Origin of the sequence: Candidatus Pantoea formicae, from assembly GCF_011752625.1 — a bacterium.
In the GTDB taxonomy this organism is placed as follows: domain Bacteria; phylum Pseudomonadota; class Gammaproteobacteria; order Enterobacterales; family Enterobacteriaceae; genus Pantoea; species Pantoea formicae.
On record NZ_VWXD01000005.1, the window covers coordinates 287,378 to 299,392 of the forward strand.

Annotated in this window: 11 protein-coding genes; 2 read left to right on the plus strand and 9 right to left on the minus strand. The window is 51.2% G+C overall.

Going from position 1 to position 12,015, the window contains the following annotated elements; all coding sequences use genetic code 11:
* Positions 1-348 precede the first annotated feature (348 nt).
* Positions 349-675: a YejG family protein gene (locus tag F3J38_RS17070; RefSeq protein WP_167140356.1), complete on the plus strand. Its 327-nt coding sequence runs from the start codon at positions 349-351 to the stop codon at positions 673-675.
* Here F3J38_RS17070 and yejF read toward each other — a convergent pair.
* The 9 genes from yejF to yeiP all read right to left on the minus strand — a co-directional run bounded on the left by yejF (position 672) and on the right by yeiP (position 11,601).
* Positions 672-2,258 (minus strand): microcin C ABC transporter ATP-binding protein YejF, encoded by a 1,587-nt coding sequence (gene yejF, locus F3J38_RS17075; protein WP_167140358.1) that lies wholly within the window; start codon positions 2,256-2,258, stop codon positions 672-674. The genes F3J38_RS17070 and yejF overlap by 4 nt on opposite strands.
* On the minus strand, positions 2,259-3,281 hold the full coding sequence (locus F3J38_RS17080) for an ABC transporter permease (protein ID WP_167140360.1): 1,023 nt from the start codon (positions 3,279-3,281) through the stop codon (positions 2,259-2,261). It abuts the gene before it with no gap.
* On the minus strand, positions 3,281-4,372 hold the full coding sequence (locus F3J38_RS17085) for a microcin C ABC transporter permease YejB (RefSeq protein WP_167140362.1): 1,092 nt from the start codon (positions 4,370-4,372) through the stop codon (positions 3,281-3,283). The genes F3J38_RS17080 and F3J38_RS17085 overlap by 1 nt, the downstream gene beginning before the upstream one ends.
* 10 nt (positions 4,373-4,382) lie before the next feature.
* Positions 4,383-6,188 (minus strand): extracellular solute-binding protein, encoded by a 1,806-nt coding sequence (locus F3J38_RS17090; RefSeq protein ID WP_167140364.1) that lies wholly within the window; start codon positions 6,186-6,188, stop codon positions 4,383-4,385.
* Positions 6,189-6,253: 65 nt separating this feature from the next.
* A complete protein-coding gene (pdeN, locus tag F3J38_RS17095) occupies positions 6,254-7,819 on the minus strand; it encodes a cyclic di-3',5'-guanosine monophosphate phosphodiesterase PdeN (protein ID WP_167140366.1) in 1,566 nt (521 codons plus the stop codon).
* Between the two features lie 296 nt (positions 7,820-8,115).
* Entirely contained in the window at positions 8,116-8,691 is a 576-nt protein-coding gene (gene mepS / locus F3J38_RS17100; protein WP_084937140.1) for a bifunctional murein DD-endopeptidase/murein LD-carboxypeptidase, read from the minus strand.
* A gap of 516 nt (positions 8,692-9,207) precedes the next feature.
* Positions 9,208-9,915 carry a phosphatase PAP2 family protein gene (locus F3J38_RS17105; RefSeq protein WP_167140368.1) on the minus strand — a complete coding sequence of 236 codons (708 nt, stop codon included), beginning with the start codon at positions 9,913-9,915 and terminating at the stop codon, positions 9,208-9,210.
* A gap of 44 nt (positions 9,916-9,959) precedes the next feature.
* Entirely contained in the window at positions 9,960-10,934 is a 975-nt protein-coding gene (locus F3J38_RS17110; RefSeq protein ID WP_167140370.1) for a CobW family GTP-binding protein, read from the minus strand.
* Positions 10,935-11,028: 94 nt separating this feature from the next.
* Positions 11,029-11,601, minus strand: coding sequence for an elongation factor P-like protein YeiP (gene yeiP / locus F3J38_RS17115; protein ID WP_167140372.1), 573 nt, complete (start codon positions 11,599-11,601; stop codon positions 11,029-11,031).
* Between the two features lie 153 nt (positions 11,602-11,754).
* Here yeiP and F3J38_RS17120 point away from each other — a divergent pair, with 153 nt between their 5' ends.
* Positions 11,755-12,009 (plus strand): YkgJ family cysteine cluster protein, encoded by a 255-nt coding sequence (locus tag F3J38_RS17120; RefSeq protein ID WP_167140512.1) that lies wholly within the window; start codon positions 11,755-11,757, stop codon positions 12,007-12,009.
* The last annotated feature ends 6 nt before the right edge of the window (positions 12,010-12,015 follow it).

A 12,015-nucleotide genomic window follows, 5' to 3' on the forward strand; every position in this document is an offset into this window, starting at 1 on the left:
ATGCGCGATAAACCGCGCCGCTTCGCATTTCCTTATCTCTCAATCCGCATGCCTTCAATCAAACTCGCTAATCCCCACATATTCGTTATGCTTAATGTTTCCATAATGTGAAAATTAAGAGATAAAAAAGTAACAGCATTGCGTCTAAAATGATTGTTAACTGCCGCCGAACAGGGTACACATAGGCATAAATGCGAGAAAGCTCGCAAATAATAACTTTGCTAGATGCTTTGTGTTTAAAACGAGAAGGCAAACCTTGACGTCCGTATTCTGAATTTACCAGGTAGGGATTCACTGCGTAATCGCCGTCGTCGTGAATAAGCGTTAACGTCTCTGGGGACTGTAATTATGCTGCAACTTTCGGTTATGCATCGCTTACCGCAACACTATCGTTGGTCATCTGATCATGCCGGTGAAATTGAACGGCAGGAAACAGCCAACGGTGTGCATGATGAAGATTTAGTGGTGCTTCGCCTGCTGAGTCACGACGGCCATCCGGCACTGGAAATTTTGCAACAGCTACAGGAAACGCTGGCGCAGATTCAGGTAGAGTGCAAAATTGCCCGGTGCGAAGGGCAGCCGTGCCTGCTCATTCAGCGTGGTGACGAAAGTGCCACCAATTGCTGCCTGAAAAATCAGGGTGTGGCGATTGCCGAAACCTTTGAAGGCCATTAATTTAACGGCTTGCCCTGCGCAGACGCTAATAATTGACGTGTATATTCGGTGGCAGGGGCGTTAAATAACGCCTCGCACTCGCCTTGCTCTACGACCTCTCCCTGTCTCAGTACAATCAGCTGGTGGCAGAGTGCGCGTACGACCTGTAAATCGTGGCTAATAAACACATAGGCAAGCTGGTGCTGTTGCTGCAAGCGACGAAGCAGGGTGATAATTTGCTTTTGTACTGAGCGATCCAGTGAAGAGGTGGGTTCATCCAGCACAATCAACTGCGGTTGTAGGATCAATGCACGAGCAATAGCGATACGCTGGCGCTGTCCGCCTGAAAATTCCGCCGGGTAGCGCGAACGACTCTCCGCATCCAGTCCCACTTCTTCCATGACCGCAATCACTTTAGCTTCCTGCTCGGCTGCGCTCAGCTCAGGTCGATGTACCGCCAGCCCTTCTGCAATCACTTGCTGAACTGTCATACGCGGATTGAGTGAGGAGTTCGGGTCCTGAAACACCACCTGGATGCGCGGTCGTAGCGGCTGTAGCTGCTTGCGGTTCAGTGTATGCAAGGGCTGGTCGTCAAACCACACTTCACCACGCGAGGCAATTAAACGCAGCAGCGCTAAGCCGGTGGTACTTTTGCCGGATCCTGATTCTCCCACCAGACCCAAGCTTTCCCCTGGGCGCAGCGTAAAGCTGAGATCTTGCACGACCTGCTTTTCGGCAACGGTTCTTTTCAGCAATCCACGACGGACAGGAAAACCCACGTGCAGACTTTTAACCTGGAGCAGGGGCTTGGACTGCGTGAGTGGGACCGGTTGACCATCCGGTTCGGCGGCCAGTAACTCGCGGGTATAAGGGTGTTGCGGCTGGCTGAACAATAGCGCACAACGATTGTGTTCCACTTCGCGGCCATTGCGCATCACTGTCACGCGGTGTGCTAACTGACGCACAATATTCAGGTTATGGGTGATGAAGAGCATGCCCATATTCATTTCACGCTGAAGTTCTCTTAGCAGCTGCAGTATTTGTGCCTGTACGGTGACGTCGAGCGCGGTCGTCGGCTCGTCGGCAATTAACAGTTTGGGCTGCGTGAGTAATGCCATCGCGATCATCACGCGCTGACGTTCTCCGCCAGAGAGCTGATGCGGAAAATCTTTAAGGCGTGATACGGCATTGCGAATGCCGACTCGATCGAGGCAGTTGATAATTTCACCGCGTGCCGCTTCTTTCCGCATCCCGCGATGCAGAGAAAGCACTTCATACAACTGCTTTTCAACGTTGTGCAGCGGATTGAGCGATACCATCGGTTCCTGAAAAATCATCGCCATTTGATTACCACGCAGGCCGCGCATCTCGCGCTCGCTGGCCTGCAGGATGTTTTGGCCATTAAACAGGATCTCACCTTGCGGGTAGGTCACGGGCGGCTGAGGGAGCAGTCGCATAATGGACAGGGCAGTGACACTTTTTCCTGAGCCTGATTCACCGACCAGCGCCAGCGTTTCACCGGCGTCAATATTCAGGGAGATATCTTCCACAACCCGGCGTTGGTTAAACGCCACGGCTAGATGATTGACAGTGAGTAAGCTCATTTAACGTCCCCGACTGGGATCAAAGGCATCGCGCACCGCTTCACCGATGAAAATTAACAGAGATAGCAGCAGGGCGAGGGCGAAGAAACCGGACAGTCCCAGCCAGGGAGCCTGAAGGTTATTTTTGCCTTGTAGCAGCAACTCGCCCAGCGACGGTGAACCGACCGGAAGACCAAAACCAAGAAAATCCAGGGATGTCAGTGTGGTAATCGAACCGCATAAAATAAAGGGCAGGAACGTCAGTGTGGCGACCATCGCATTGGGTAGCATATGGCGCAACATGATTCGGCCATCGCTCACTCCCAGTGCCTGTGCAGCCCGGATGTAATCAAAGTTGCGCGTGCGCAGGAATTCAGCTCGCACCACGCTCACCAGACTCATCCAGCCAAATACCACCGTGACCAAGAGCAGCCACCAAAAGCCGGGCTGAATTACGCTGGAAAGCAGGATCAGCAAAAAGAGTGACGGCATGCCTGACCACACTTCAATCAGCCTTTGCCCCACCAGATCGACCCGTCCGCCGAAATAGCCCTGTACTGCGCCCACCACAATGCCAATCACGCTGGAGAAGAGGGTCAGTAAAATGCCAAACAGCAGGGAGACTCGCGTGCCATAAAGTAAACGTGCCAATACATCGCCGCCGTTGGCATCGGTGCCAAGCCAGTTCTGCTTTGAGGGCGGAGAGGGGAAGGGGACATCGGTGGCGAAATTAATCGTGCTGTCACTGAAGCGGATTGGCGCCCAAATGGCCCAACCTTGCTGGTCAATACGCTGCTTCAGCCAGGGATCTTGATAATCTGCTGGCGTGGGAAAGTCACCACCAAAATCGCTTTCGCTGTAATTGAACAGCAGTGGCATATACCAGCGCTGTTGATAGTGCACCAGCAGCGGTTTGTCGTTAGCCAGCAATTCTGCGCCCAGAGAGAGCACAAAAATCACCAAGAAAACCCACAGTGACCAGTATCCGCGACGGTTATGGCGGAAGCGCTGCCAGCGTTGCTGATTGTTTAGCGACAAACTCATCAGCGTCCCTCAAAATCGATGCGTGGATCGACCAGCGTGTAGGTCAGGTCGCTGAGAATATTCATCAGCAGTCCGATTAACGTGAAGATGTAGAGCGTGCCAAACATCACCGGATAGTCGCGTTGAATGGTGGCATCGTAACCCAGTAATCCCAGGCCATTAAGCGAGAACATCACTTCAATCAACACTGAGCTGGTAAAGAACATACTGATAAAGGTGGCTGGGAATCCAGCGATCACTAACAGCATGGCATTACGGAAAACATGACCGTAGAGAATACGTTTTTCATCTACGCCTTTGGCTCGCGCGGTCACCACATACTGCTTACGAATTTCATCCAGAAAGGAGTTTTTGGTGAGCATGGTCAGCGTAGCAAAACCGCCAATGACCGTTGCCAGCACAGGCAGTGTGATATGCCAGAGATAATCACCGATTTTGCCGTACCACGGCAGCGAATCAAATTGCGGCGACGTCAGCCCACGCAGAGGGAACCAATCTAAATAGCTGCCACCGGCAAACAGCACGATGAGCATGATGCCAAACAGAAACGCCGGGATGGAGTAGCCGATAATGATAAAAGTACTGCTCCAGATATCAAAGGCGCTGCCGTTTCGTACCGCTTTTTTGATGCCGAGCGGGATCGACACCAGATAAATAATCAGTGTGCTCCATAAGCCGAGACTAATGGAAACGGGCAGACTCTCTTTGATCAATTGCAACACCGAGGCACTGCGGAACAGGCTATCACCGAAATCAAAACGCAGATAATTCCACAGCATTTCTCCGTAGCGTTGCAGCAAGGGTTTATCGAAACCATAGCGATGTTTGATCTCAGCAATGACTTCAGGGTCCAACCCGCGTGCGCCGCGGTATTGGCTGTCGCCGGGGTTATCACGGGTGAGCGCCCCGCGCGTCCCAACATCTGCGCCGCCGCCGTTTGAAAATCCCGTGCTGTGCCCGAATTGAGCATTAGCCAACGCCTGATCGACCGGGCCACCGGGGGCAATCTGCACGATAAAAAAATTCAGGGTGATGATGGCCCATAGCGTAGGAATAATCAGCAGTAACCTGCGTAGGAAATAGGAACCCAAACTGCTCTCCTCAGCGTCTGTCAGCCGGCAACTGTGCGGCTTTATTCACGTCATACCACCAGTTGTCTAAGCCGGTGGCATAGGCGGGCTTGATTTCAGGATGCGAAAACTTGTCCCAGTATGCCAGCCTTTGTTCGGCGTTATACCACATCGGGATCATATAGGCATTCCACAACAGGATGCGATCCAACGCCTTGCCCAGCGGTAACAACGCTTTTTTATCACCTTGGTGATCAACGATTTGCTGCACGAAGTGATCAACGATCGGGTCTTTTACCCTGGGTGTGTTCCATGAAGAATCGATGTACTGCGACTGCCAGCTGGTTTGCAGATTGGTAGAAGGCCAGGGGTTGGCTTGATACAAGGTGGGGATCATGTCGTAATCCCCCTCACGCCAGCGGCGTAGATATTGCGAAGTATCAATCTGACGTAGTTCGACCTGAATGCCAAGACGTTGCAGACTGTGCTGGAACGGCAGTGCCCAGTCATTTTGAGTACCGCTACGCATCAGTAATTCAAAGCGGAAGGGCTGACCGGTTTTAACGTTAACCAGTCGTTGGTTTTTAATTTCCCAGCCTGCTTGTTTCAGTAGATTCATGGCTTTCAGCAGATTACCGCGATCGAAGCCGCTACCATCAGAATGGGGCGGGGCATATTCGCTGGTGAAAACTTCGGCCGGGAGATCCGCTTTGTAAGGCGCCAGCAGGATCAACTCCTCCGCTTTAGGGTAACCTGTGGCGGCGTACTCCGTATTCTGGAAATAACTGTCGGTACGCTTATAAGCGTCATAAAACAACGCTTTGTTCATCCACTCAAAATCAAACGCCAGTGTCAGGGCTTCGCGTACCCGGCGATCGGCAAACAGCGGTTTTTCATTATTAAATGCCAGCCAGCGGGTATCGGTAGACACGGTATTGGGCGTAGTGGATTTCACGATCGCATGATTATCAAAGTTTCGCCCAAGATACTGGGTCGCCCACTTCTTCGCAGAACTCTCTTCGCGTAGATCCGACGCACCCGCCTTGAAGGCTTCAAAGGCGACATTATCGTCAAGATAGTAGTCATAGCGCAGCGTATCGAAATTAAACCGGCCGCGATTGACGGGCAGGTCGGCAGCCCAGTAATTCTTCACCCGGCTGTACTGAATAAACTGGCCAGATTTATATGACGTGACGCGGTAAGGTCCGCTAGCAAGCGGAGGGTAGCCGATCGGCTCATTGAATTTTTTATCATGCCAAAATTTTTGCGGCAGCACCGGCAGCGTCAACCAACTCAGGATCATATCTTTATCGGGCTTAGGCATATCAATGCGCACGGTCAAGTTATTCAGCGCCTTAACCTGAGCACCGCGAAAGGCAACACGAAACTGGGGAACCCCTTCGGTCATGAATTTCTGGAAAGTAAAAGCCACATCCTGCGCGGTGATGGGGCTGCCATCCTGGAAGCGAGCATGAGGATTAATTGAGACTTCCATCCAATGGTAGTCGCTGGGATAGCGGGCGGATTCGGCAATCAGCGGATAGAAGCTACCAGGTTCATCGTCGGAAGTCGTAAACAGGCCATCGTACAGCGTATCAGTACCAGCACCTGGATTGCCTCGTGAGGCGTAACGGTTGAAGTTATCGTAAGTGCCCACTACGGCAAGCGTCATCTTTCCGCCTTTAGGTGCGGCAGGATTGACGTAATCGTAATGACTGAAGTTCACCGCATACTTTGGCTCGCCCAGCTTGGCAAAGGCATAGCTTTCATTAATGGTTTCAGCATGCAATGGCGCAACGGCAATAAAGACCAGCAACGCTGTGACAAGACGCAGCATAAGTGGGGCGCTCTCCTCTGGGTATCCGCACCCTATGGTAACAGTTTCAAAGCGATGACGTGACGTTAAGCGAGTGCAGACTGCCGCTGATAATAGCTCACTAAGTGTTCTGGGCGCAGGGGACGACTAAAAAGATAGCCCTGCAAATGTGTCACGCCGCGATTCACTAACCAAGCAGCCTGATCGCCGGTTTCTACCCCTTCGGCAACCGTTTTCAGATTGAGTTTCTTGGCCAGCAGCAGCACGGCATCCAGTACCGGTGAGGTGACCGTTTCAGTCCCGATACTCTGCACAAAACCGCGATCGATCTTCAAATAATCAAAAGGATATCTTTCCAGGTAGATTAGCGCGCTGTGGCCGGTGCCGAAATCATCAATGGCAATCTTGATATCGTTTTCATGTAGCCAGGCAAAAACTTCTCCTGCATTATTTTCACCCACCATCGTGCGCTCAGTAATTTCAAACACATAGCTAAAGTGGTCGGCAGGCATTTCAGCAATCCACTCCTGAACATGCTGACGAAAGCTGTCAGAAGCCAGGTGCAAAGGGGAGAGATTCAAACTCATGCGTGTGCCGCGTGGCAACTGCTGGCTGAGAAACTTTGCATCGCGCGCGACCAGCTTAAACAGATGCTGAGTGAGAGGAATAATCAGGTTTTGTGCTTCGGCGTTACTGATAAAAGCATCAGGTGGGATCATGCCCTCAGTAGGATGTGTCCAGCGTAGCAAGGCTTCTACGCCGTAGGGCTGTCCATCCTGAGCGGTAACCAGCGGCTGATACTCCACATGAAACTGACCGCGTTTAATGCCTTGCATAATCTCTTTACCTGGCCGTTGGTACAACGTCAGCAGCAACCAACTGGCTCCGCTGGTAAACAGCGTGGCCAGCAGTCCGGTGAGAAATATCAGGTGATAGTCGCGCTGTGCCAGCGTGCTGCCGTAAACCACGAAACGCATTTCACTATTTTTGAAGCCCAGCTCTGACAGCGCGGGGGGAAGCTCACTGACCTTAACCACCTCGTTTTTTCCACTGAGCAGAGCTTTATCGCCAATAACCAAGGCCATTCCGGTGATCTCTGGATGGTAAGAGGCCAGTAGTTGATAAGGTGTCAGGCTAATATTCATGGTGGCGAGAATACCGGTTTCCTCTGAACCGGGGCTTTTCATCCAGAGGGCTAGCGCGGGTTTGGTCGGCAGTAATGGCGTGCCGCCTAACAGGCGGATATCGCGGTCGCGTTCCAACTCGGAGTCTGGGGAAATGTCATTGGCTGGCAGCAGAAAAGCACCGGTGGCGGATGAGCAATAAGCATTGCTGTTTCGCACCAGTAGAATGGCGCGAATGTTACCGGCAAAAGCGGCGCGAGAGGTCAGTTCACGGCTGACGCTGTTGCATTGCAACTGGGTGTATTGCTGTAGTGGATAAAGGGTATCCACCAGGGTTGACACCACCTGTTGTAAATCGTCGCGGCTATGAATGAGCAGCTGTTCATGTTGTTGCAGCCGTTTTTGCCAGGTTAACGTCAGCAGAACGGTCACAAACAGCAGAAAGAACACGCCGCCGATGATCGCGCTACTCCAGGCGATGCGGCGCGAATAGCTTGCATGACGCTTTAACGTCCCCGACAGTGGCATGGAGTGCATTCCCCTTTTGGCGCCATTATTATTATATACATCGTGCACTACTGCTCGCTGGTGTCTGGCGTTCAGTGCTGCTTCATCGTGGCGTTTTTCATCCGACTTTGATGCAAACAGTTGCGGCCAGTAAGCAAACGAGAATATAACGAGGTCGCGCGAAAAGTCTCGTTATATTTCTGATTCTCAATTACTTTTTATCGATTGGATTTGCGTTAAGAAAGGACAGACGAAAAAAACGCTGCCGGGGCAGCGTTTTCTGATTCTCTGGCTGAGAGGATCTTCAAAAGGATAGGTTAGCTAGGGTTTTTAGCTAAGACCCGACGCGCTTCTCGATAACGCGTTTTCCAGTAACTGTCGTTTAAGCTGGAAATCATCACACCACTGCTGGTGGATGCATGCACGAAGTTATCATTACCGAGGTAAATGCCCACGTGACGCCCGGTTGAACCGGCGCGGAACAGAACAAGATCACCCGGACGCAGTTTGCTGCGCGAAATTTCTCTACCAGTATCCTGCTGCTCTGACGTTGAGCGTGGCAAATCTAAACCGAACTGTTCGCGAAAGGTGCGCTGAACAAAAGCAGAACAATCAATGCCGCGTTTGGTGTCGCCGCCTAAGCGATAACGTACACCTTTCCAGCCACTGTATTGATCCATGATGCGGGACTTAACGTCCACATTCTGCACCATCTGTTCAAATTCGTCCTGAGACGCCTGAAGTAAAAAACCATTCTGGTTGTTAACTTCATGATTCTCGTTATTCGCGTTCTGACCGTTATGCGTACTACTACATGCCGATAAAAGTGTTGCTAATGCTACTGCGGGAATGATCCGCCTGAGGTATCTCAGAATTGGTTGAGACTTGACCATTATACGTGTGTTCCTTTGATGTCCTTACGACACAATGTCGCCAGCCAGATGACAAAACGGTTTCGAGATTAATAAGTAAGACCGCTTAAGACAATTCCTTAATTACTAAAATGTGTTAATGAACACATTTTTGTTTCATAAGGCACCGAATTTTATGCTGCACTCTTAGTAATCGGATTTGAGGTTAACCGATTACAGACCGCGTGGCGAGTGCTTTTATATAAATTTTTATAGGTTTTATTGATATGAAATCAATCCGTAACACAATGGCTACTTTATCATCAATTGGTCGCATTTTAAGGGCGGATAAGCTGTGATAATTGAGGTCAATTCAGGCGCTAAGGCTGATTTTAAGAGGGTTTTGGCTGGACAATATGAGAAAAGGGCTATTGTTACTGTTTTTTTATCATAATGTTTTCTTTTAATGGAATAACGTTAGCATGCTAATAATGTATTTCAGGATTCGATAAGCGCGGATGATCGACTTTTTAATTTAATGTCATCCGCGCTTCACAATTATGTGCGTGGCTTATGTTTGCCCGGCAGAGTGCGATAGAGCCAATTTACCAGTTTGTCACTGAGCGACGTTAACAAGCACCAGCTTAATCCCACCAGAATCACTGACATCGATCCTACCGCAATATCGGTAAACCAGTGCGCGCCTGCCATTACTCGTGGCAGAGCGAACACCACCACAATCAGTAAGCCTACGAGGAATGCGCGGAAGCCGAAATAACGCCACATAAAGCAAGCGAAAATAATCAGCATCATGCCGTGGTCACCGGGGAAGCTATTACTGGAAGCATCTTTCGCGGGAATGCCCGTCAGTTCGCTTACGCGATGCACGTTGTCAAAGAACAGGGTTGGGCTGACGTGTTGCACCGGAATCAAATGACCTAATTGATTGAGCACCACAGCGGTCAGCAGCATGGTGATGCCAATTGCCAGCATGCGGCGGCGGCCTTGCGGCGTTTCACGGCGCCAGAACCACAGATACAGCAGACCCATTGCCAACAACGATACCGCATCAAAGCCACGGAAATTGGTGATCGCCACCAGCAAGGCAAAGCCGTGATGGTCCACCATCTTGTCATTAAAGCTAAAGAAGATAGCTTTATCGAGACCAAACCAGAATCCATGGTCCGGTGGCAAGTACCACGAAAAGAACAGCATAATCCCTAATGCATTCAGCAGCAGGATGGTGATTAAACGAGACGCGCGCATAAAAAATAGACTCTAAAAGAAAATAACGGGGCAACCTAACGCAGCTAATCTAAACGAATCTTCAACAAAGTTGTTTGCAAAACGTTCCAGTCAACGGGTTGATGGTGGATTAATTCAATGCGACTGTCCGGTGGCGTAGTGGTTCGCGTTTCCATAAAGAAGTCATCGCCTTGGCGATTAATGTTCACCAGGCCATCTGGTGTCCGTAGTACGCCCTTAACGCGGTCTACCGGTGCAAGCCGCGCCCACTCTAGTGCGGGGATGGTATCAAAGACCGTATCGCCATCGAAAATCCAGCCACAGGAAGCATACCCTTGGCCTTCATTCAACGCGCGTCGCCAGCGGGCAGAACCCTCAAGTTTTAAGGCGGCTAAGCCTTGAGGCCGTGAAGCATGGTGGTGATGTGCTGCATCAGGAACCGCACGATCCGCCAACGCCGGCTGGCATAAAAGAGCGGGGTCGATGTTCCCCCATGCCGATTCAACCAGCTGGCGATCGCCCAGATGCTGCTTTTGCCACGCTTGTAGAAGCAGGCGGTCATCATCGCTCCAGCGATCGCTTTTGGTGGCAATGACAATATCTGCCGCGGTGAGCTGATCGCGGAAGTTTTCATTTGCTGTCACACGTGCATCAGCGAGTTGGTGAGGATCAAGCAGTGTGAGCGTGGCATCAAGTTGAATCCAGGGTTGATAAACCGCAGCGCGCAGCATATTGATCAGCTGTTTGGGATGGCCAAGGCCTGTGGGTTCAATGATCAGACGGTCGGGTTTGGCCTGCTTTAACAGCAGGTTCAACCCTACCTGTAGCGGCAGTCCGTTAACACAGCACATACAGCCGCCGGGGATCTCTTTTAGCGTGGCACCACGATCGGCGAGCAACGCGCCGTCAATGCCAATCTCGCCAAACTCGTTGACCAGAATCGCCCAATTCTCATCTGCCGGTTTGTGGTTTAACAGATGCAGCAGCGTGGTGGTTTTTCCGCTACCGAGAAATCCGGTTATTACATTAACGCGCGTCATGACAGGCTCCATTATTAGCGCGCGGAATAGGGTTCCGGCGCGCACGACATTGTTACACTATAACAACCATCGGCGGCCGGACAAAATCGCGTGACTAATCCGCGCGACTCATATAGCGACGTTCAGCAATATGGATACGAATGCGATCGCCATTACTTAAATACTCTGGCACCTGAATGGAGAGTCCGGTGCTCATGCCCGCCGGTTTCGTGCGTGCGCTAGCGGAAGCTCCCTTAATACCTGGCGACGTGTCCACAATCTCCATATCAACCGTCTGTGGCAGTTCCAGCGCCAAAACTTGTCCATCCATTGTCAGTACCTGAATGCCTGGGATTCCGCCCTCTGGGATAAACAGCAACTCTTCTTCAATCTGGTCTTTCTTGAAGCTATAGGGCGTGTAATCTTCATCATCCATAAACACGTATTCGTCACCATCTATATAAGAGAAAGTGACCGCGCGGCGGCTCAGTTGGATGGCATCAATAATATCGTCGCCTTTAAAGCGTTCTTCGACTTTCAGACCGGTGCGTACATCGGTAAAACGCATCTTATATAAGGTTGCGGCACCGCGAGCACTGGGACTCTGCACATCAATGTCTTTCACCAGCAACAGTTTGCCGTTCCAGGTGACAGCCATTCCTTTTTTGACTTCATTTGCCTTTGGCATGGTGTGTAACTCGCTTAAAGAGGGTTAATGCGCGCCACGTTACTCGCGCCGCGAAAAACAGGCAAGTGAGCCGATGTAAAATTGTTGCACGTGTAATGGCATTCCCCACGCCGGGCTGCTATTGTCGCGACGAAATGCCAGCAGGAGCGCATGATGTTTTGTCGTGACCAGTGCGGTGCCTGTTGCACAGCCCCCTCAATCTCTTCCCCAATCCCCGGTATGCCACAGGGCAAGCCGGCCAATACCCGCTGCGTTCAGCTTGACGAACGCCAGCGCTGTAAAATCTTTGGATCACCAGCGCGTCCAGCGGTCTGTGCCGGGTTACAGCCCAGCGCAGAGATGTGTGGAAACAGCCGTGATGACGCGATGATTTTTCTGCTCAAGCTTGAAGCAGATACCGCCCCCTGAGTTGTT

Coding starts and splice junctions, on each gene's coding strand:
- F3J38_RS17070 (WP_167140356.1), top strand. CDS start 349: ATGCTGCAACTTTCGGTTATGCATCGCTTACCGCAACACTATCGTTGG.
- yejF (WP_167140358.1), bottom strand. CDS start 2,258: ATGAGCTTACTCACTGTCAATCATCTAGCCGTGGCGTTTAACCAACGC.
- F3J38_RS17080 (WP_167140360.1), bottom strand. CDS start 3,281: ATGAGTTTGTCGCTAAACAATCAGCAACGCTGGCAGCGCTTCCGCCAT.
- F3J38_RS17090 (WP_167140364.1), bottom strand. CDS start 6,188: ATGCTGCGTCTTGTCACAGCGTTGCTGGTCTTTATTGCCGTTGCGCCA.
- pdeN (WP_167140366.1), bottom strand. CDS start 7,819: ATGCCACTGTCGGGGACGTTAAAGCGTCATGCAAGCTATTCGCGCCGC.
- mepS (WP_084937140.1), bottom strand. CDS start 8,691: ATGGTCAAGTCTCAACCAATTCTGAGATACCTCAGGCGGATCATTCCC.
- F3J38_RS17105 (WP_167140368.1), bottom strand. CDS start 9,915: ATGCGCGCGTCTCGTTTAATCACCATCCTGCTGCTGAATGCATTAGGG.
- F3J38_RS17110 (WP_167140370.1), bottom strand. CDS start 10,934: ATGACGCGCGTTAATGTAATAACCGGATTTCTCGGTAGCGGAAAAACC.
- yeiP (WP_167140372.1), bottom strand. CDS start 11,601: ATGCCAAAGGCAAATGAAGTCAAAAAAGGAATGGCTGTCACCTGGAAC.
- F3J38_RS17120 (WP_167140512.1), top strand. CDS start 11,755: ATGTTTTGTCGTGACCAGTGCGGTGCCTGTTGCACAGCCCCCTCAATC.